At 31.7% G+C, this 21,182-nt stretch carries 19 protein-coding genes; 15 read left to right on the top strand and 4 right to left on the bottom strand.

Annotated features, from left to right (window positions below):
• The first annotated feature begins 127 nt into the window (after positions 1–127).
• From SBL16_RS05430 to SBL16_RS05410, 5 genes are all read left to right on the top strand, one after another.
• Positions 128–1,642: a catalase gene (locus SBL16_RS05430; protein ID WP_107612502.1), complete on the top strand. Its 1,515-nt coding sequence runs from the start codon at positions 128–130 to the stop codon at positions 1,640–1,642.
• 89 nt (positions 1,643–1,731) lie between these two features.
• Positions 1,732–1,881, top strand: a complete 150-nt coding sequence (rpmG, locus tag SBL16_RS05425; protein ID WP_001265708.1) for a 50S ribosomal protein L33 — start codon at positions 1,732–1,734, stop codon at positions 1,879–1,881.
• 180 nt (positions 1,882–2,061) lie between these two features.
• Complete coding sequence (gene rpsN, locus SBL16_RS05420; RefSeq protein WP_011275862.1) at positions 2,062–2,331, top strand: 30S ribosomal protein S14; 270 nt, start codon at positions 2,062–2,064, stop codon at positions 2,329–2,331.
• A 146-nt stretch (positions 2,332–2,477) separates the two neighbouring features.
• Complete coding sequence (guaC, locus tag SBL16_RS05415; protein WP_037537140.1) at positions 2,478–3,455, top strand: GMP reductase; 978 nt, start codon at positions 2,478–2,480, stop codon at positions 3,453–3,455.
• A gap of 48 nt (positions 3,456–3,503) precedes the next feature.
• A complete protein-coding gene (locus tag SBL16_RS05410; protein WP_411861520.1) occupies positions 3,504–4,496 on the top strand; it encodes a CAP domain-containing protein in 993 nt (330 codons plus the stop codon).
• 229 nt (positions 4,497–4,725) lie between these two features.
• Here SBL16_RS05410 and lexA read toward each other — a convergent pair whose 3' ends face one another.
• A complete protein-coding gene (gene lexA / locus SBL16_RS05405) occupies positions 4,726–5,349 on the bottom strand; it encodes a transcriptional repressor LexA (RefSeq protein WP_011275859.1) in 624 nt (207 codons plus the stop codon).
• 142 nt (positions 5,350–5,491) lie between these two features.
• Between lexA and sosA the strand changes: the two genes are divergently transcribed.
• From sosA to sbcC, 7 genes are all read left to right on the top strand, one after another.
• Positions 5,492–5,725: a DNA damage-induced cell division inhibitor SosA gene (gene sosA / locus SBL16_RS05400; RefSeq protein ID WP_107612636.1), complete on the top strand. Its 234-nt coding sequence runs from the start codon at positions 5,492–5,494 to the stop codon at positions 5,723–5,725.
• 123 nt (positions 5,726–5,848) lie between these two features.
• Positions 5,849–6,082: a DUF896 domain-containing protein gene (locus tag SBL16_RS05395; protein WP_016931078.1), complete on the top strand. Its 234-nt coding sequence runs from the start codon at positions 5,849–5,851 to the stop codon at positions 6,080–6,082.
• Between the two features lie 103 nt (positions 6,083–6,185).
• Positions 6,186–8,174 carry a transketolase gene (gene tkt / locus SBL16_RS05390; protein WP_107612638.1) on the top strand — a complete coding sequence of 663 codons (1,989 nt, stop codon included), beginning with the start codon at positions 6,186–6,188 and terminating at the stop codon, positions 8,172–8,174.
• A gap of 220 nt (positions 8,175–8,394) precedes the next feature.
• Entirely contained in the window at positions 8,395–8,637 is a 243-nt protein-coding gene (locus SBL16_RS05385; RefSeq protein WP_011275855.1) for a YneF family protein, read from the top strand.
• Positions 8,638–8,795: 158 nt separating this feature from the next.
• A complete protein-coding gene (locus SBL16_RS05380) occupies positions 8,796–9,263 on the top strand; it encodes a CcdC family protein (RefSeq protein WP_037537138.1) in 468 nt (155 codons plus the stop codon).
• Between the two features lie 363 nt (positions 9,264–9,626).
• On the top strand, positions 9,627–10,751 hold the full coding sequence (gene sbcD / locus SBL16_RS05375; protein WP_107634648.1) for an exonuclease subunit SbcD: 1,125 nt from the start codon (positions 9,627–9,629) through the stop codon (positions 10,749–10,751).
• Between the two features lie 4 nt (positions 10,752–10,755).
• Positions 10,756–13,791 carry an exonuclease subunit SbcC gene (sbcC, locus tag SBL16_RS05370; RefSeq protein ID WP_317953078.1) on the top strand — a complete coding sequence of 1,012 codons (3,036 nt, stop codon included), beginning with the start codon at positions 10,756–10,758 and terminating at the stop codon, positions 13,789–13,791.
• Between the two features lie 54 nt (positions 13,792–13,845).
• Here sbcC and mscL read toward each other — a convergent pair whose 3' ends face one another.
• On the bottom strand, positions 13,846–14,199 hold the full coding sequence (mscL, locus tag SBL16_RS05365; protein WP_033080045.1) for a large conductance mechanosensitive channel protein MscL: 354 nt from the start codon (positions 14,197–14,199) through the stop codon (positions 13,846–13,848).
• A gap of 188 nt (positions 14,200–14,387) precedes the next feature.
• Between mscL and SBL16_RS05360 the strand changes: the two genes are divergently transcribed.
• From SBL16_RS05360 to menI, 3 genes are all read left to right on the top strand, one after another.
• Positions 14,388–16,025, top strand: a complete 1,638-nt coding sequence (locus tag SBL16_RS05360) for a BCCT family transporter (protein ID WP_107612240.1) — start codon at positions 14,388–14,390, stop codon at positions 16,023–16,025.
• 295 nt (positions 16,026–16,320) lie between these two features.
• Positions 16,321–19,026: an aconitate hydratase AcnA gene (acnA, locus tag SBL16_RS05355; RefSeq protein WP_011275849.1), complete on the top strand. Its 2,706-nt coding sequence runs from the start codon at positions 16,321–16,323 to the stop codon at positions 19,024–19,026.
• Positions 19,027–19,120: 94 nt separating this feature from the next.
• The gene (gene menI, locus SBL16_RS05350; protein WP_107612239.1) at positions 19,121–19,591 is read left to right on the top strand and encodes a 1,4-dihydroxy-2-naphthoyl-CoA hydrolase MenI; all 471 of its coding nucleotides are present in this window, start codon (positions 19,121–19,123) and stop codon (positions 19,589–19,591) included.
• A gap of 361 nt (positions 19,592–19,952) precedes the next feature.
• Here menI and SBL16_RS05345 read toward each other — a convergent pair whose 3' ends face one another.
• Both SBL16_RS05345 and plsY read right to left on the bottom strand, forming a co-directional pair.
• The gene (locus SBL16_RS05345; RefSeq protein WP_011275847.1) at positions 19,953–20,252 is read right to left on the bottom strand and encodes a HesB/YadR/YfhF family protein; all 300 of its coding nucleotides are present in this window, start codon (positions 20,250–20,252) and stop codon (positions 19,953–19,955) included.
• Between the two features lie 169 nt (positions 20,253–20,421).
• A complete protein-coding gene (plsY, locus tag SBL16_RS05340) occupies positions 20,422–21,030 on the bottom strand; it encodes a glycerol-3-phosphate 1-O-acyltransferase PlsY (RefSeq protein ID WP_011275846.1) in 609 nt (202 codons plus the stop codon).
• Positions 21,031–21,182: the final 152 nt, after the last annotated feature.

Raw genomic sequence — 21,182 nt, 5'->3', positions numbered from 1 at the left:
TTAAAAATTTTAAATTTTCTGACATTTTATAAGGTTTTTTAAAATGTTTTAATTATAGGGGCTATGGGTTTAATTATAGTAGATTCTAAATTATAATAATTATAAATAAGTGAAAGGGGAATTAACTATGGCGAAAGATGATAAAAGATTAACTGGTTTATTTGGGCACCCTGTTTCAGATAGAGAGAATAGTATGACAGCTGGTCCGAGAGGTCCACTATTAATGCAAGATGCATACTTTTTAGAACAAATGTCTCATTTTGATCGTGAAGTAATACCTGAACGTCGTATGCACGCTAAAGGTTCAGGTGCATTTGGTACATTTACTGTAACAAATGATATTACGAAATATACAAATGCTAAAATCTTTTCAGAAATAGGTAAACAAACAGAAATGTTTGCACGATTTTCAACAGTTGCCGGTGAACGTGGGGCAGCTGACTTAGAGAGAGATATCCGTGGATTTGCACTTAAATTTTACACGGAAGAAGGTAACTGGGACTTAGTAGGTAACAATACACCCGTGTTCTTCTTTAGAGATCCTAAGTTGTTTGTTAGTTTAAACCGTGCTGTTAAAAGAGACCCACGTACTAATATGAGAAGTCCTCAAAATAACTGGGATTTCTGGACTGGCGTACCAGAGGCACTTCACCAAGTTACAATTTTAATGTCAGATAGAGGTATGCCAAAAGACTTCCGTCATATGCACGGTTTCGGTTCACATACGTATTCTATGTACAATGACGAGGGTGAACGTGTTTGGGTTAAATATCATTTCAGAACTCAACAAGGCATCGAAAACTACACAGATGATGAAGCGGCTGAAATTGTAGGTCAAGATAGAGAATCATCACAACGTGACCTATACGATGCAATTGAAAATGGCAATTATCCAAAATGGAAAATGTATATCCAAGTTATGACTGAGGAGCAAGCTAAAAATCATCCAGATAATCCGTTTGATTTAACTAAAGTTTGGTATAAAGGTGATTACCCATTAATTGAAGTGGGTGAATTTGAGCTAAATAGAAACCCAGAGAATTATTTCATGGATGTTGAACAAGCTGCTTTTGCTCCAACAAACATTATTCCTGGTCTAGACTTCTCACCAGATAAAATGTTACAAGGACGTCTATTCTCATATGGTGATGCGCAACGTTATAGATTAGGTGTCAATCACTGGCAAATTCCTGTTAACCAACCTAAAGGTGTTGGCATTGAAAATATGTGTCCATTCAGTCGTGATGGTCAAATGAGATTCCTTGATGGAAATCAAGGTGGTGGTCCTCATTATTATCCAAATAATAAAGGTGCTTACCAATCACAACCTGAATATAAAAAACCAGCATTTCCAGTAGATGGAGACGGTTATGAGTACAATCAAAGACAAGATGATGATAATTACTTTGAACAACCTGGTAAATTATTCCGTTTACAATCTGATGATGCCAAAGAAAGAATCTTTACTAACACAGCAAATGCAATGGATGGTGTGAGTGAAGACGTTAAACATAGACACATTCGTCATTGTTATAAAGCTGATCAAGAATATGGTAAAGGTGTTGCCAAAGCATTAGAAATCGATATTAATGATGTTGATTTAGAAGGTACTAACGACGAAACATACGAGAATTTTAAATAGTACTATAAAATTAGATTGCGTAGAGCATTTTAATATGGTAAAATTTTAAATCGTAAGTATTCCTAGTTAAATGAGAAAGGATGTTAATTATGCGCGTTAATGTAACATTAGCTTGCACAGAATGTGGCGATCGTAATTATATTACTACTAAAAATAAACGTAATAATCCTGAGCGTATTGAAATGAAAAAATATTGCCCAAGATTAAATAAATACACGCTACACCGTGAAACTAAATAATCTCTTATCTTTTAAATACGACATTAAAGATAAAGTAAGAACTTGCCGAAGTATAATAATCTTATACTTCGGTTTTTTAATTATTTAAATGAAATTAAGTCATCAGTCTTGTAAATTTAAAATCATGTGTTATTATATAAAAAGTAATTATTACGATTTAAAATAACGGGAGTGATATATATGGCAAAAAAATCTAAAATTGCTAAAGAAATGAAAAGAGAAAAATTAGTTAATCAATATTATGAATTACGTAAAGAATTAAAAGCTAAAGGAGATTATGAAGCATTACGTAAGTTGCCACGTGATTCTTCACCAACGCGTTTAACTCGAAGATGTAAAGTAACAGGACGTCCAAGAGGTGTATTAAGAAAATTTGAAATGTCTAGAATTGCTTTTAGAGAACATGCACACAAAGGACAAATCCCGGGCGTTAAAAAATCAAGTTGGTAAAATACAAATCTAGTACTTTAGTCCATTTACAAGACAATTAAAAAATTGTAAAGTATATAAGGGTGAGAAAATGAATGATTTTTATATTTAATATACTAAACGTTCGTTTTTACTTAATAAATATGATTGTATAGGGGCTAAAAAGTATGAAAATTTTTGATTATGAAGATATTCAATTAATTCCAAATAAATGTATAGTTGAAAGTCGTTCGGAATGTGATACAACTGTTCAATTTGGACCGAAAACGTTTAAGTTACCTGTTGTGCCAGCGAATATGCAAACTGTTATGAGTGAAGAATTAGCGCATTGGTTCGCTAAAAATGATTATTTTTATATTATGCATCGATTTGACGAAGCAGCTCGTATTCCATTTATTCAAAACATGCAAAAAGAAGGATTGTTTGCTTCTATTTCTGTAGGTGTTAAAGCAAATGAATTTAAGTTTATTGAAGAATTAGCTGACAAACAATTAGTTCCTGAATATATTACGATTGATATAGCTCATGGTCATTCGGATTCAGTTATTAAAATGATTAAACACATAAAAAAATATATTCCAAAAACATTTGTAATTGCTGGAAATGTTGGTACGCCAGAAGGTGTTAGAGAACTTGAAAACGCTGGTGCAGATGCAACTAAAGTTGGTATTGGACCAGGTAGAGTTTGTATCACAAAAATAAAAACTGGTTTTGGCACTGGTGGTTGGCAATTAGCAGCATTAAATATTTGTAGTAAAGCAGCGCGTAAACCTATAATCGCTGATGGTGGCTTAAGAACACATGGCGATATTGCTAAATCAATTCGATTTGGTGCAAGCATGGTAATGATAGGATCTCTATTTGCGGCTCATGAAGAATCACCAGGTGAAACTGTTGAATTAGACGGCAAACGTTATAAAGAGTATTTTGGTAGTGCATCTGAATTCCAAAAAGGTGAACACAAGAATGTTGAAGGTAAAAAAATGTTTGTTGAACATAAAGGATCATTAAAAGATACTTTAGTTGAAATGCAACAAGACTTACAAAGCTCGATTTCATATGCAGGTGGAAAAGATTTAAAATCATTAACAACTGTCGATTATGTTATAGTGCGAAATTCAATTTTTAATGGGGACAAGGATTAGAACTTGAGTGGTAGGTGTATTGTTATTAAAAAATTCCTTTTATTTTCTTTGGTGTTATTAGTTGTAGCTTTATTCATACCATTAAAGGAAAATCAAACACTAGTAAAATTTCAGAATGACGTAAGAAGTAAAGTTCAGCAAGTTATGAATCAAGATTCGAGTTTAAAAAACAATAGGCTCAAAACACCTACAGAACAGGACTTTGCTATTAATAATATTCAGATGAATATGTCTAAAGACAAAGTTGAAAATCAATTGGGGAAACCTAAAAGAGTAACATCTAATGAATATGGCGCTAAATGGTATACCTATTACAATAATGATTACGATAATTTCATAATGGTTAGCTATTTAGGGAATAAAGTCAATGCTTTATATAGTAATCAAAATGTCATTACATCTAAATCTAAGGTGAAATATAACACCCCTAAAAATGTTGTTGAGGATAGACTCGGTAAACCTTTAAAGGAAATTGTTAAAGGTAGATACCGTGTTGATATAAGTAGCGATGAGTATGATGTTTTCCATGAAGATAATATTTATACAACTGTTTTTTATGATAAACATAATGACAATGGTGTTACTGCATTACTTCAAGTTAGTGACGCCATGGAAAAAAGGTTGACTCAACATTACGGTGCGCCATCTTCAACATTAGAACAAAGCTTTGAATATCAAAATTATGATTTAGTTAATTCTGAGCGTAAACAGCATGGGCTGAATACACTTAGTTACTCGAAAGATGTCTCCGATACAGCAAGAAATCATAGTGAAGACATGGTAAAACAAAATTACTTTGATCATAACAATTTAGATGGTGAATCTCCTTTTAATCGATTAAAAGATGATGACATTGATTTCAATGCGGCAGGTGAAAATTTAGCGTATGGGCAACAAAATAGTATATTTGCTCATGAGGGGTTAATGAATTCACTTGGTCATAGAAAGAATATATTGAATACAAATTTCAGTACTCTAGGCGTAGGCGTTGATTTTAATGACAAACGACAACCATATTGGACAGAAAATTATACGGGCTAAGTGTTTTAATGCGACTTATTAAGGGTATCTTTTAGTTGATAAGGAAGTTGATATTATGACAACTAAAGATGTTAATAAACTAGATATTCTAGATAAGGTTAAAGAAATTTTGAATAAAAAAGAGAATGAAAAGCAAAAGAACTAGCAAAGTTTACATTGTAGACTTTGCTAGTTCTTTGTATATAGAAATATATAAGAGAGAGGTTAACGTAAATTTTAGAAATTAAAACTACAGTTCTCTGTATAAACCAATAACTTTACCGATAACAGTAACGTTATCAAGATAAATAGGACTCATTGTACTATTTTCAGGTTGTAATCTATAACGTGTTTTTTCTTTATAGAAGCGTTTAACTGTTGCTTCATCATCTTCAGTCATCGCAACAATGATGTCCCCATTTTCAGCAATGGTTTGGCTTCTAACTATAACTTTATCTCCATCTAAAATACCTGCCTCAATCATACTTTCACCCACAACATTTAAAATAAAGATATCACTATTGTGAGTTGATGTTAAATGTTCTGGTAAAGGGAAATATTCCTCAATGTTTTCAACTGCAGTAATCGGAATTCCGGCAGTAACTTTACCAATTACAGGAACATAAATTGTTTCCTCCATATTAACTGCATCGTTAGTTTGTTCGCTAACAATTTCAATGGCTCTCGGTTTCGTAGGGTCTCGTTTAATATATCCTTTTTCTTCCAGTCTAGATAGATGACCATGAACAGTTGAACTTGACGCTAACCCTACTGCTTCACCAATTTCTCGTACGCTTGGTGGATATCCTTTAGTTTGTACTACATGTTTAATATAATCGTATATTTCACTTTGACGTTTAGTTAATTCTCTCATATATAGGCACTCCCTAATTTTATTTAACTATATTATAGCACTGATTTAAACATTGAACAAACATTTGTTCGTTTTTATGTTGACTAAGAACAGATGTTCTGTTAAAGTGTGTATACAAACAAATGTTCTAGAGGTGAAAGTAATGTTTAATAAATATAAAAATAAATTATTAACTAATATAGCTGTTGTATCAATATCTTGTGTTGTTTTTATAGTATTTTTCATGAATTTATATCATAACGCTCAAATGGAACAAACGTACGAAATAACTGACCATACTATTTCTAAAAAGGCAATTATTAAAGATGATAATAAGAACGTAAATAATACAAATGGGGAACAAAATGACTACAAAGTGTTCGCTTTTGTAAGATGATTATAAATTTGAGGTCTGTCAAAGCTATTTAAATGTCAATAGCTTTTGTCTAGACCTCTTTTTTGTTATATTCTATGAAGTAAAAGAGAAAATATTAATGGAAATATAGAAAGAGTGATAGTTATGTCTAATGATAATTTAAATATAGATAGAATTAATGAGCTTGCTAAAAAGAAAAAGGAACAAGGTTTAACTGAAGCTGAAGCTAAAGAGCAATCGAAATTGCGTAAAAAATACCTCGAAGCATTTAGAAAAGGGTTTAAACAACAAATTGAAAGCACAAAGGTGATAGATCCTGAGGGTAATGATGTGACACCTGAAAAATTAAAAAAGATACAAGAACAAAATAAAAATTAATAAATATTAGAATATAGTTCGTTGAGTTTAAACGATTATCAATTTCAATATTTTTAAGTTATAATATACGAAAGATGATTAAAGTAGAAGGGAAGTATTAGAGATGTTTAACGAGAAAGATCTATTAGCGATTGATACGATTAGAGCTTTAAGTATTGATGCAATCGAAGAAGCTAATTCAGGTCATCCTGGATTACCTATGGGAGCTGCACCAATGGCTTATACTTTATGGACACGCCACTTAAATTTTAATCCTCAATCTAAAGACTATTTTAATAGAGACCGTTTTGTATTGTCGGCTGGACATGGATCTGCGCTATTATACAGCTTGTTACATGTTTCAGGCAGTCTTGAATTAGAAGAATTGAAGCAATTTAGACAATGGGGTTCTAAAACACCTGGACACCCAGAATTCAGACATACTGATGGTGTTGAAGTTACTACTGGCCCACTTGGACAAGGCTTTGCTATGTCTGTAGGTATGGCTCTGGCTGAAGACCATTTAGCTGGTAAATTTAATAAAGATGATTTCAATATTGTTGACCATTATACTTATGTGCTAGCTTCTGATGGTGATTTAATGGAAGGTATTTCTCATGAAGCTGCTTCATTTGCTGGCCATAATCAATTAGATAAGCTAATTGTTTTATATGATTCAAACGATATTTCATTAGATGGCGAATTAAATAAAGCCTTCTCTGAAGATGTTAAGAAACGATTTGAAAGTTATGGTTGGAATCACATATTAGTAAAAGATGGTAATGATTTAGACGCTATCGATAAGGCAATAACTAAAGCTAAGTCTCAAAATGGTCCAACTATGATTGAAGTTAAAACAATTATCGGTTATGGCGCTCCAAACGTGAGTGGTACTAATGGTGTCCATGGTGCACCACTAGGTTCAGATGAGAGAAAATTAACTTTTGAGGCATATGGTTTAGATCCTGAAAAACGTTTCAATGTCCCAGAAGAAGTATATGAAATTTTCCAAACAACTATGTTAAAACGTGCAAATGAGCATGAAGATGCATGGAAAGCATTACTAGAAAATTATTCTAAACAATATCCAGAATTAGCAGATGAATTTAAATTAGCTATTAGTGGTAAACTACCTAAAAACTATAGAGATGAATTACCACGCTTTGATAGCGATCATAATGCAGCAACACGTGCTGATTCAGGTGAAGTAATTCAAGCATTAAGTAAATCAGTTCCGTCATTCTTTGGTGGTTCTGCTGACTTAGCTGGTTCTAACAAATCTAACGTTAAAGAAGCGACTGATTATGATAGAAATACACCTGAAGGTAAAAATATATGGTTTGGTGTACGTGAGTTCGCTATGGGTGCAGCTGTAAATGGTATGGCAGCACACGGTGGATTACACCCTTATGGTGCAACATTCTTTGTATTTAGTGACTACTTAAAACCAGCGTTGCGTTTATCAGCTATCATGGGATTAAATTCAACATTTATCTTCACACATGATTCAATCGCTGTAGGTGAAGATGGACCTACTCATGAGCCAATTGAACAATTAGCGGGTTTAAGATCAATACCAAATATGAATGTCATTCGTCCAGCTGATGGAAATGAAACAAGAGTAGCTTGGGAAGTAGCTCTTGAATCAGAACAAACACCAACTTCTTTAGTATTAACTCGTCAAAATCTACCATATTTAGATGTAGATGAAGAGACAGTTGAACAAGGTGTTCGTAAAGGTGCTTATGTTGTCTTCGAAACTGAAACTAAACCTGAGTATCTATTACTTGCTACTGGTTCTGAAGTTAGCTTAGCAATTGAAGCAGCTAAAGATTTAGATAAACAAGGTAAAGGTGTACGTGTAGTATCAATGCCTAACTGGTTTGCTTTTGAGCAACAATCAGAAGAATATAAAGAGTCTGTAATTCCTAAAGAAATTACTAAACGTGTTGCAATTGAAATGGCATCTCCATTAGGTTGGCACAAATATGTAGGCACTGAAGGTAAAGTGATAGGTATTGACCAATTTGGTGCAAGTGCCCCTGGCGACTTAGTCGTAGAAAAATATGGTTTCACTAAAGAAAATGTATTAAATCAAATTCGCACATTTTAATATTAGATAAGAAATTAGAGAACTGAGAAGGCTTTCATTGGAAAGTCTTCTTTAATTTGAATGAGTAATACAAAATAATTTTTAAGTTAGCTAAAAATAAATATTACATTTGTTTAAGTATTTGTTATGATAACAAATGGATGCAGAATTACTAACTAGCTCTTGAAAATAGAATAGTAATTTAGTAAAATTCAGTAGGATATAGAAAGTGGGTGAAACAATGGCAACATGGTTAGCAATTTTATTAATCATTGTAGCGCTTATCGGTGGACTAGTTGGTGGTTTCTTTTTAGCACGTAAATATATGATGGATTATTTGAAAAAAAACCCACCTATTAATGAAGAAATGTTACGAATGATGATGATGCAAATGGGTCAAAAACCATCGCAAAAGAAAATCAATCAAATGATGACAATGATGAATAAAAACATGGATCAAAACATGAAAAGTTCAAAAAAATAATTTTTAAATGGATTGTAGTACCTTTAAGGTTTACAATCCTTTATTTTTGTAGTAAAACAACTTTAGTGTTATTTAAAAAAGAAAATTTTTAAAAATCTAAATAACTTACAATGAGAAATAAAGAGTAAGAGTTTATGAATATATAAGAAGGTGTAACGTTGGCGTATTTAATTTTTTCTGTTGTATTTGCTTTATTTATGGGTATAGTAGTAATTTTTATTCGAATGAAAGCTCAAAACTTTCCTGTTAATGAAAAGAAAATTATATTACCTCCATTTTTCATGGCTACAGGTGCATTGATGTATGTGATTCCGTACTTTAGATTGACTGGTACTGAAATTTTAGAGTCGATTATTCTAGGTGTCTTATTCTCATCTGTTCTTATATGGACAAGTCACTTTGAGGTACACGGTACTGAAATTTATATGAAGCGTTCAAAAGCATTTCCAATCATTTTAATTTCTTTATTAATTATACGCACTGTAATTAAAATATTTATCAGTAGTAAAATTGATCCAGGTGAAATTGGCGGCATGTTCTTCTTACTTGCGTTTAGCATGATTGTTCCTTGGAGATTAGCAATGTTATATAAATATAAAAAGTTGAAAAGGTCAACTGTCAAATAATTGAATAATGATTTAAAAAATGATGTATTTTAAATTACTTTGAAAATTTTAGTAGAGCCTGGGACATAAATTAATATCTCAGGCTATAATTACATATTGGAAGTAGTTGAATGAATTAAAAACACACTTGTAACAAGCTTTTTTAATTCGATTCAACCTTGCCGGGCTGAGCGGGACCCCAACAAAGAGAATTTCAAAATAAGAAATTCTACAAGCAATGCAAGTTGGGGTTATTAATAGCTGCTTAATAACATAGGTGGGACAATGAATTTAAATTAATCATTGTTCCATCTTTTTTAGTTTGAACAATAGTATGATTCAAGATATAATATACACGAACAAACGTTCTAAAGGGAGGTCATTATGAAGGTTATTCACACTGCTGATTGGCATTTAGGTAAGATTTTAAATGGTAAGCAATTTTTAGAAGATCAACATTACATATTGAACAAATTTATTGATAATTTGAAGGAAGAGAAACCAGATGTTCTGGTTATTTCGGGTGATATATACGATACGTCTTATCCTAGTAAGGAGACCATTAGACTTTTTGAAGAAACGATTAAAACTATAAATGTAAATATGAAAATTCCTACAATTATAACCAATGGAAATCATGATGGTAGAGAAAGATTAAATTATGGGTCAACATGGTTTGAGTTTTCACATTTATATATTAGAACGCAACTAGAATTAATGTCTACCCCTATAACTATTAATAATATTAACTTTTACACACTTCCTTTTGCCACTATTAGTGAAATTAAGGCTTACTTTAATGATGATGATATCAAGACATATGAGCAAGCAACTCAAAAGTGTATTAACCACATTTCGAAGATTATAGACCCTAATCAAATTAATATTTTAATTGGCCATTTAACCATAAAAGGTGGTAAAACATCAGAATCTGAAAGGCCACTTACAATTGGAACAGTTGAAAGTGTAGAAAGCGCTAACTTCCAAATTTTTGACAAAGTACTATTAGGGCATCTTCATCATCCATTTAGTATTACTGATAATATTGTTGATTACAGTGGTTCGTTATTACAATACTCATTTTCTGAAGTGAACCAGGCCAAAGGATACAAAAAATTAATGATTAGTTCAAAAAATGACATAAATACTAAGTTTGTACAATTAAAACCTTTAAGAGAGTTAGAAGAAATTGAAGGTGACTACTCGGCTGTTATACAAGGAGACGTTCCTGTGAAAAATAAGGACAATTATTTTCACTTCAAACTTAAAAATATGTCTCATGTCACGGACCCTATCATCCACCTTAAACAGATATACCCAAATACACTCTCGCTTAGTAATATCACTTTTGAAAATGATAATAAATCAACGTACGCAGATTTTAAAACTACAGATGATCCTACAATAATTAAAAATTTCTACAAAATAATTACGGGTGAAGAGTTAACAAACTATCAAGAGAAGAAAATACATCAATTATTAAATCAAGTTATCAATAGGGAGGATTAAATAATTGAGACCAACTAAATTAATACTTAATAATTTTGGACCTTTCATACATGAAGTTATTGATTTTGAACAAATAAATAATGAACAGTTATTTTTAATTAGTGGAAAAACTGGTTCGGGAAAAACTATGTTATTTGATGGCATTGTTTATGCTCTATTTGGTAAGGCTTCTACAGAGGGGAGAAATGAGGGAGAATTACGAAGTCATTTTGCAGATGGTAAATCCCCGATGAGTGTAGAATATGAATTTAAAATTAACGATAAAAAATTTAAAATATCTAGACAGGCTGGATTTATTAAAGAGGGGAATACTTCTTTAACACCTGGTAAACTTGATGTTTTTGAATTTGATGAAGAAAGTCAGCTTTACGAACTACGAGAGAGTAAAATCAGCTCTGGTAATGGTTTTATCAAAGATCTGTTAGGTATCAACGCTGAACAATTTAGACAATTATTCATATTACCTCAAGGAGAATTTAAGAAATTTTTAGTATCTAACAGTTCCGATAAACAAAGTATTTTAAGAACATTATTCAATAGTATTCGTTTTGAAGAGATGCAAAATTTATTGTTAAATCAAGTTAAAGACGAGAAGAAACAAATAGAATCACGTTATAGTCAGATTCAAATACTTTGGGAAGATATTGAAACATTTGAGAATGATGGATTAATTCAATTTAAATCTTTGAATAGTTTGCAAACCAAAGACATTATTAATGCAATACCTCAGTTTGAACAAGTAGGTCAACACTTAAATGAAAAATATGAACAATTAAAATCTGAACACCATGATGCGCTTGAAGCTATTAAAAGAAAAATTGAAGAAAACAATAAATTAATAGAATCACTTAAAGAACTTGATCGAAATAAAGATAAGAAAGTGCAACTAGAAAGAAACAAAGATAGTATTGAAAAATTAAAAGCTGAATTACGTAAAATTATGGAAATTAAACCCTTGAGTCAATTGTATAATCAAAGAAACGCAAAGGAACAAAAATATGAAAATACTAAGGTTAAGTTAAATTCTATTCTTGAAGAGTTAGATGAACTTAATGATAAATTAGAGAAATTTAAGATAGAAAAAGAAATTTTAAATCAACAATCAGAAGATATTAACATTAAGTCTGTATATATTGATAAAACTAAACAGTTTTATACAAACATAAATAAGTATCGTGAAGCTTTTAACGAAATTAAACAAAATGAAACATACTTAAAAGAGAATAATCAAAAGCAAGAAGAAAATAAGAATTTAATTGATAAATTAAATAATGATATAGCTAAAATAGATGTAAATAACGAGAATATTGACGAAATAACACAGGAGATATTCCAATTAAAAAACACTTTTGATAAAAAAGTGACTTTGAGAGAAAACAAGAAAAAATACCAATCTTTAAGTCAAAAATACAACGAAACAGAGAATAGTATTAAAAAAACTAAAGAACAAATTTCAGATTTAAAACTTCAATTAGAAAATATAGACAAGTCAAATATTGATTTAAATGATAAACAAACATTTATTCAAGAAATTCAAAATGCACTTCATGTTGGAGATACATGTCCTATCTGTGGTAATGAAATTGAGTCTCTCAATGAACATATTAATTTTAATGAAATAGCTAAGAATCAAAATTTAATAAAAGAAGTTAATAATCAGTTAAATAAAGAAATAAATGAGTTAACTAAACTTGAAACCACTTCTGATTATATTAGTAATCAAATGAGTGAGTTAGAAATAAATGATGATGAAATTAGTGATATCGACGAAATAGAACAACAATTAAGAACTAAAAATAAGGAAAAAGAAAAACTACAACTTCAAATTAAGCAACGTGAAAAGTTTAAAAGTGCACTAGATAAGCATAAAGATGTTAATCATAGCTTACAAATTAAGCATGAAAAACTTTTATCATTGAAGCATCAATTTGAAACACTAATAAAAGAATTTAAAAGCTACACTAATTATGATGAAACTAATAAATTTGAACAGTGCTTTAAGCAATATGAACAGATAGTAACTGATCATGTTTCTAAGAACGAAGTATTAGAGAAAGAAATAAATCAAACAAAACAACAAATTGAAATCGAAACAAATAATCTAAACAATAATCAATTAGTTATTAAAGAACTTGAACAAGAAATTAGTGGTCATAGCGATGAAATTAATCAAGAAATGAAGCGAATTGGACTAAATTCATACAAAGATGTTGAAATTTTATTATCTAAGTTAGACAACAAAGAGCAAATTGAAATGAAAATTCAGCAATATGAGCATGATCATCAAAAACTTACTTTAGAAATTGAACGACTATCTCAACTTACAAAAGACAATAAACCTGAATCGGTTGAAAAATTGGAAGCTACAAAAACTGAAATTGAATCCAACTATAATAAGTACGTTGAAGCGAGTGCTACAATTCAATATCAAGTACAGAAAAATAAAGACAAATTTAATAGTATAATGGATCATATAAATTATTTAGAGAAAGAATTAAAAGAACAACAAGAAATCTTTGAATTATCAGAGGTACTATCAGGAAAAAATAGTAAAAAATTAACGCTTGAAAACTATGTGCTTGTTTATTACTTAGAACGAATCATCCATCAAGCAAATATTCGTTTAGAACGTATGAGTGGGGAAAGATATCAGCTAAAAAGAAGAGAATCTATATCTCATGGTTATAGTGGTTTGGAAATTGAAGTGTTTGATTTTCATTCAAATAAATCTAGACATATTAGTTCATTATCAGGTGGTGAAACGTTCCAAGCATCTCTAGCTTTAGCGCTAGGATTGAGTGAAGTGGTTCAACAAGAGTCTGGTGGTATTACCCTTGAGTCAATGTTTATAGATGAAGGCTTTGGTACGTTAGATCAAGAAACATTAGAAACTGCTCTAGATACTTTGGTTAAATTAAAAACTTCAGGCAGGATGGTTGGTATCATATCTCACGTTAGTGAACTTAAACAACGCATTCCATTAATACTTGAAGTAACATCAAATCAATATCAAAGTCAAACTCGATTTAAGTGGAACTAAAAAAGAGCGTATGGCAAAATTAATACAATATTGCCATACGGTCTTAAATTATGATTATTTAGCTCTTAACAAATCGCGGATTTCTGTTAATAAAACAGTATTTTCTTCGATTTCTTCTTCAGGCTCTTCTTTCTTCACTAAAGTATTTGCGATTTTAACAAATATAAATAGTGCGATTGCTACAATTATAAAATCAATAATTGATTGGATAAATAGGCCATATTTAATACCCCAGAATTCCCAATCTTTAGCAAAATCAACAGAACCGAAAATTTTACCAATTAATGGCATGATAATGTATGTAACTAATGATGTAACAATTTTATTGAATGCTGCACCCATAACTACAGCGATTGCTAAATCTAGCACGTTACCTTTAAGAGCAAACTCTTTAAATTCTTTAAACATAATTCAATACCCCTCACATAAGAATAAAATATATTATACAATATATAAATATTTTAGTAAATGTTTAATTTAAAAGAAATTTGATATTGTATAAAGGCTTTGTTATCCTTTAATATAGCGTCTTAAATTACTTCATAGTTATTTCAAACTAATTTTTAAATTTAATATAGGAAAGGGGTAAGTAAATTATGAATTCTTCTTCTGAAGAAACAAAACAAAACAAGAAGTTTTCATCGGTTTTTATTTACAGTGCTATCGTAGTAGCCATTGTTGTATTAATCGGTGCATTTTTACCTGAGCAATTCGGTAAAATTACAGGTGACATCAGTAGTTGGATTACTGAAAAGCTTGGCTGGTATTACATGATTTTGATTACTGTAATAGTGTTCTTTTGTATCTTTTTAATTTTTAGTCCAATCGGTAAACTTAAACTAGGTAAACCTAATGATAAACCTGAATTTAATACTGTTTCATGGTTTGCGATGTTATTTAGTGCCGGTATGGGAATAGGTTTAGTGTTCTACGGTGCAGCTGAACCTATGGCAGATTTTGCCTCACCACCTAATGCCGATCCTAAAACTACTGAAGCATATACAGAAGCATTACGTTCTACATTTTTCCACTGGGGATTCCATGCTTGGGCTGTATATGGTGTAGTTGCATTAGCTTTAGCTTACGCACAATTTAGAAAAAATGAACCAGGTTTAATTTCTCGTACACTACGCCCTATTTTAGGAGACAAAGTGGAAGGACCTATAGGAACAATTATTGACGTTCTTTCAGTATTTGCGACTGTTGTAGGTGTAGCCGTTTCACTTGGTATGGGAGCGTTACAAATTAATGGTGGACTTCATTACTTATTTGGTGTTCCAAATAATGTATGGGTTCAATCTATTATAATTGTCGTAGTTACAATATTATTTATTGCTAGTGCATGGTCTGGTTTAAGTAAAGGTATTCAATATTTAAGTAACTTAAATATTGGTTTAGGTACTGTTTTAATGATTATTGCTTTAATTATTGGACCTACTGTACTTATTTTAAATATGTTTACTAGTTCAACTGGTAGCTTATTAAATTCATTCTTATTCAACAGTTTTGACACTGCAGCATTAAATGGTCAAAAACGTGAATGGATGTCTTCATGGACCCTTTATTATTGGGGTTGGTGGTTAAGTTGGAGTCCATTCGTAGGTGTATTTATTGCACGTGTGTCTAAAGGACGTTCAATTCGTGAATTTATCTCAGGTGTTTTACTAGTACCAGCAATCGTAAGTTTCTTATGGTTCAGTGTATTTGGTGTGTTAGGTATTGAAACAGGTAAAAAACACCCTGAATTATTTAAAATGACACCTGAAACTCAGTTGTTCGGTGTATTCCACCACGTTCCATTAGGAATGGCATTATCACTTATAGCATTAGTACTAATTGCTTCATTCTTTATCACATCTGCCGATTCAGCTACATTTGTGTTGGGTATGCAAACAACATTTGGTTCTCTTGAACCTTCTAGTGCTGTGAAAGTAACATGGGGTGTTTCTCAATCATTAATCGCATTCATCTTATTACTAGCAGGTGGCGGAAACGGTGCTGACGCATTAAATGCTATTCAAAGTGCGGCAATTATAAGTGCGTTCCCATTCTCCTTTGTAGTTATAATGATGATGATTAGTTTCTATAAAGATGCAAACCAAGAACGTAAATTCTTAGGATTAACACTTCAACCAAACAAACATAGACTTCAAGATTATGTTAAAAGTCAACAACAAGATTATGAATCTGATATTTTAGAAAAGCGTGAATCAAGAAGAAACGCTGAAAAATAATATGAAGTCATCATAATAACATTATTGCCCTTAAGTGCTTTTATAAGTACTTGAGGGTTTTTTATGAATTTTAAAGAGATCATGTTATATATTAATGAAAATCATTCTCAATTAATAATATTTACTTATAGTGGTAAGCACATATGATAAGAATAACTTATATACACTGATTATAAATGCGAAAGCTAAATCACATGAAATGTAGGTATATACAGTTGTTTTGAAAAACATATAATTATACAATTTATTTAAAGGCATATAAATATGAATTTTAATATTCAAGGGGGATATATAAATGACTTCTAACATTAAGCAACAAGCTAAAAAGACATTTGAAGCAAATGGCCAGTCATATACGTACTATGATTTAAAAAGTTTAGAAGAACAAGGTTTAACAAAAATAAGTAAATTACCTTACTCAATTCGTGTTTTATTAGAATCAGTATTAAGACAAGAAGATGAATTTGTCATTACTGATGAACATATTAAAGCGTTGGGTAACTTTGGCAATGAAGGAAATGAAGGTGAAGTACCTTTCAAACCATCTCGTGTTATTCTGCAAGACTTCACAGGTGTTCCTGCAGTTGTTGATTTAGCATCATTACGTAAAGCAATGAACGATGTTGGTGGGGATATTAATAAAATCAACCCAGAAGTGCCAGTTGACTTAGTCATTGACCACTCTGTTCAAGTTGATAGCTATGCTAATCCAGATGCATTAGAAAGAAATATGAAATTAGAATTCGAACGTAACTATGAGCGTTATCAATTTTTAAATTGGGCGACTAAAGCATTTGATAACTATAATGCTGTTCCCCCTGCAACTGGTATTGTTCACCAAGTAAACTTAGAATATCTTGCAAATGTTGTACACGTTCGCGATGTTGATGGAGAACAGACGGCATTTCCTGACACACTTGTAGGAACTGACTCTCATACTACAATGATCAATGGTATTGGTGTATTAGGTTGGGGTGTTGGTGGTATTGAAGCTGAAGCGGGTATGCTAGGACAACCTTCTTACTTCCCAATCCCTGAAGTAATTGGTGTTCGATTAACTAATTCATTACCACAAGGTTCAACAGCTACTGATTTAGCATTACGTGTGACTCAAGAACTACGTAAAAAAGGTGTAGTTGGCAAATTTGTTGAATTCTTCGGTCCTGGTGTAACTGACTTACCATTAGCAGATCGTGCAACAATCGCTAACATGGCGCCTGAATATGGTGCAACTTGTGGTTTCTTCCCAGTTGATGAAGAATCTCTTAAATATATGAGATTAACTGGACGTAAAGAAGAGCATGTTGAATTAGTTAAAGCTTATTTAGAACAAAATAATATGTTCTTCACTGTAGATAAAGAAGACCCAGAATATACAGATGTCATCGACTTAGATTTATCTACTGTTGAAGCTTCATTATCAGGTCCAAAACGTCCACAAGATTTAATTTTCTTAAGTGATATGAAGAAAGAATTTGAAAAATCTGTTACAGCACCTGCTGGTAACCAAGGACATGGACTAGATAAAAGTGAATTTGATAAAAAAGCAAATATCAATTTTGCTGACGGTTCAACTGCAACAATGAAAACAGGTGATATTGCTATCGCAGCTATCACATCATGTACAAATACATCTAACCCATATGTTATGTTAGGTGCAGGATTAGTTGCTAAAAAAGCCGTTGAAAAAGGTCTTAAAGTTCCTGAATTTGTTAAAACTTCATTAGCACCAGGTTCAAAAGTTGTAACTGGATACTTAAGAGATTCAGGTCTTCAAGAATATTTAGATGACTTAGGATTTAACTTAGTTGGTTACGGCTGTACGACATGTATTGGTAACTCTGGTCCATTATTACCTGAAATCGAAAAAGCAGTGGCTGAAGAAGATTTACTAGTTACATCAGTATTATCTGGTAACCGTAACTTTGAAGGTCGTATCCATCCATTAGTTAAAGCAAACTATTTAGCTTCTCCTCAATTAGTAGTAGCTTATGCATTAGCTGGTACAGTGGATATTGATTTACAAAATGAGCCAATTGGAAAAGGTAAAGACGGTCAAGATGTTTACTTAAACGATATCTGGCCAACAATTCAAGAGGTTGCAGATACTGTAGATAGTGTTGTAACACCTGAACTATTCTTAGAAGAATATAAAAACGTGTATAATAACAATGAAATGTGGAATGAAATTGATGTAACAGATGCACCATTATATGACTTTGATCCTAATTCAACATATATCCAAAATCCATCATTCTTCCAAGGTTTATCAAAAGAGCCTGGTACAATTGAACCACTTAAAGATTTAAGAGTTATGGGTAAATTTGGCGATTCTGTTACGACTGACCATATTTCTCCAGCCGGTGCAATCGGTAAAGACACACCAGCTGGTAAATATTTGTTAGATCATGATGTACCTATTAGAAACTTTAACTCTTACGGTTCTCGACGTGGTAACCATGAAGTAATGGTAAGAGGTACATTTGCTAATATTCGTATTAAAAACCAATTAGCGCCAGGTACTGAGGGTGGATTCACTACTTACTGGCCTACAGATGAAGTAATGCCTATATATGATGCAGCTATGAAATATAAAGAAGACGGTACTGGTTTAGCTGTTTTAGCAGGAAACGACTACGGTATGGGTTCTTCTCGTGACTGGGCTGCAAAAGGTACAAACTTATTAGGTGTGAAAACTGTTATCGCTCAAAGCTATGAACGTATTCACCGTTCTAACTTAGTTATGATGGGTGTTTTACCATTGCAATTTAAAGATGGTGAATCAGCAGAATCATTAGGATTAGATGGTAAAGAAGCTATTTCTGTTGATATTGACGAAACAGTAAGTCCACGTGATACTGTGAAAGTACATGCTAAAAAAGAAAATGGTGAAGTCGTTGATTTTGAAGCAATTGTACGATTTGATTCACTAGTAGAATTAGATTACTATCGTCATGGTGGTATTTTACAAATGGTTCTTAGAAATAAATTAGCGCAATAATATATGAATTTTAAAGCCATGCTGACTTTATGTTGGCATGGCTTTTTTATGTTAATATGAATTATGAATGATTTTGGAAAAGAGGTACTTAAGAATGATATACAGTATGACTGAAATTGAAGCTAGATATCAAGAAACAGATAAAATGGGTGTGATTTATCATGGTAATTATGCAACATGGTTTGAGGTTGCACGAACAGATTATATCCGAAAGTTGGGTTTTAGTTATGCAGATATGGAAAAAGAGGGCATCATTTCTCCAGTTGTAGACCTCCAAATAAAATATAGAAAATCAATTTTTTATCCTGAAAAAGTGACAGTCAAAACATGGGTTGAGCAATATTCAAGACTTAAATCAGTTTATTGTTATGAAGTATATAATGAGAATGGAGATCTTGCCACAACTGGTTCAACTCAATTAATTTGTATGAAATCAAGTAATTTTCGACCAATTAGATTAGACCGTTACTTCCCAGAATGGCATAAGGTTTATAGTCATGTAGATAAATTAAATCAAGATGGAAAAGATTTTGAAGTGACACAATCAAGCGACCTTGAAATATAGATGATATACAAGACTTAGGGAGAGGAATGTATTCATTTAACCCCAGCTTGCTTAGCTTGAAGAATTTCAGGGCGAAATTCTCTATGCTAGGGCCCCGACCCCAGCTTGCTTTGCTTGAAGAATTTCATGGCGAAATTCTCTATTCGGGGGCCGACCCCAGCTTACTTTGCTTGAAGAATTTCAGGGCGAAATTCTCTATTCGAGGGCCGACCATCATTTACCTTACCTTTAAAATTTTTATTGTGATTTCAAGCGTTTAGATTTATCACTAATATGTATTAAAAAAACTGAGAAATGCTACATGCGAGCGTCTTCTCAGTTCTTTTATATATGCTTAGTTAAATTCAACGGTTTTTATGACTTACTTCAATTTAGAATAGGCAATTTCATCATCATGATCTACTTTTTCAACGAGGACTTCATTGTCCTCAAAATACCATAGATCTTCTTCTGAAACGACTAATATCAAATCATTATAATTTTCTTCGTAACCAATTTCTACATCTTCTCTTGGTTCAACGCGAAAGGCAGGACTGAAACCTTGTTTAAGTTGAAATTCACCACCATAGCGAACGTAAAACTGTAAAACTTTGTTATTTTCAGGTAAGTCTAGTTCATCTTTAAACCATTCTACAGCTTGATCTGTTAGTTTAATTTTCATTACATTATCCTCCTACCTTATTTATCTATTACTTGGATTTTAATTTTTAAATGGAACTCTTAGAATTATAACATATCCATATTTTGAGATAATCCTTAAAATTTCAATGAAGATATAAAAAAGCACTAAGCGAATTGATACGCTTAATGCATTATTATCGGTATTGGATTTACATCCATTTTATTTTTGGCTCTTCGCCTTTAAAAATTCTTACAATATTGGTGCGATGTCTTACTATTAAAATTATTGAAACGAGTAAGCTCATCCCAAATAATATGTAATCTTGTATGATGAGAGAGCCAATAACGCAACAAATTGCTGCAATAATACTTGAGAGTGAAACATATTTAAATATATATAATACTCCAAAGAATATAATTGCCAATATAAGTAGCAAGATAGGATTTACGCCTAAGACAACACCAGCACTTGTAGCTACAGCTTTTCCACCCTTAAATCTAAGATATATTGGATATACATGGCCAAGTATTGCGAATAAACCTACAATTAACCCATGTGTGAAGAACGTGCTAAGCGGTCCATCTGCATGCACTGGAAACCAAATAGGAAAGAACACAGTAATAAATCCTTTAAATATATCTAAAAAGGTTACAATAAATCCTGCTGGTTTACCTAGAACTCGGAAACTATTAGTTGCGCCAGTATTACCACTGCCATATTGTCTAATATCTTTTTTGAAAAAAAGCTTTCCTATAACATATCCATTAGGAATAGCGCCGATGAGATAGCTTAATATGAGCATGACTACTATCATCATATAACTTTACACATCCTTTAATAACGTAGCTATATTTTACCATAATCTAATAGATAACAACGACCAATTTTAAAAATTTGTTCTTAACAAGAACTTTAAATAGATTAGTTTTTAACTCACGCTTGCAATTTAGACCAATTTATATAAGAATA

This window comes from Staphylococcus sp. NWU MK-U1 (assembly GCF_033283505.1).
GTDB classification, from domain to species: Bacteria; Bacillota; Bacilli; order Staphylococcales; family Staphylococcaceae; genus Staphylococcus; species Staphylococcus haemolyticus.
Note: the sequence above shows the minus strand (reverse complement) of the source record. Positions and strands in the feature narration are given on the sequence as shown.

Coding starts and splice junctions, on each gene's coding strand:
- SBL16_RS05430 (WP_107612502.1), top strand. CDS start 128: ATGGCGAAAGATGATAAAAGATTAACTGGTTTATTTGGGCACCCTGTT.
- rpmG (WP_001265708.1), top strand. CDS start 1,732: ATGCGCGTTAATGTAACATTAGCTTGCACAGAATGTGGCGATCGTAAT.
- rpsN (WP_011275862.1), top strand. CDS start 2,062: ATGGCAAAAAAATCTAAAATTGCTAAAGAAATGAAAAGAGAAAAATTA.
- guaC (WP_037537140.1), top strand. CDS start 2,478: ATGAAAATTTTTGATTATGAAGATATTCAATTAATTCCAAATAAATGT.
- lexA (WP_011275859.1), bottom strand. CDS start 5,349: ATGAGAGAATTAACTAAACGTCAAAGTGAAATATACGATTATATTAAA.
- sosA (WP_107612636.1), top strand. CDS start 5,492: ATGTTTAATAAATATAAAAATAAATTATTAACTAATATAGCTGTTGTA.
- SBL16_RS05395 (WP_016931078.1), top strand. CDS start 5,849: ATGTCTAATGATAATTTAAATATAGATAGAATTAATGAGCTTGCTAAA.
- tkt (WP_107612638.1), top strand. CDS start 6,186: ATGTTTAACGAGAAAGATCTATTAGCGATTGATACGATTAGAGCTTTA.
- SBL16_RS05385 (WP_011275855.1), top strand. CDS start 8,395: ATGGCAACATGGTTAGCAATTTTATTAATCATTGTAGCGCTTATCGGT.
- sbcD (WP_107634648.1), top strand. CDS start 9,627: ATGAAGGTTATTCACACTGCTGATTGGCATTTAGGTAAGATTTTAAAT.
- mscL (WP_033080045.1), bottom strand. CDS start 14,199: ATGTTTAAAGAATTTAAAGAGTTTGCTCTTAAAGGTAACGTGCTAGAT.
- SBL16_RS05360 (WP_107612240.1), top strand. CDS start 14,388: ATGAATTCTTCTTCTGAAGAAACAAAACAAAACAAGAAGTTTTCATCG.
- acnA (WP_011275849.1), top strand. CDS start 16,321: ATGACTTCTAACATTAAGCAACAAGCTAAAAAGACATTTGAAGCAAAT.
- menI (WP_107612239.1), top strand. CDS start 19,121: ATGATATACAGTATGACTGAAATTGAAGCTAGATATCAAGAAACAGAT.
- SBL16_RS05345 (WP_011275847.1), bottom strand. CDS start 20,252: ATGAAAATTAAACTAACAGATCAAGCTGTAGAATGGTTTAAAGATGAA.
- plsY (WP_011275846.1), bottom strand. CDS start 21,030: ATGATGATAGTAGTCATGCTCATATTAAGCTATCTCATCGGCGCTATT.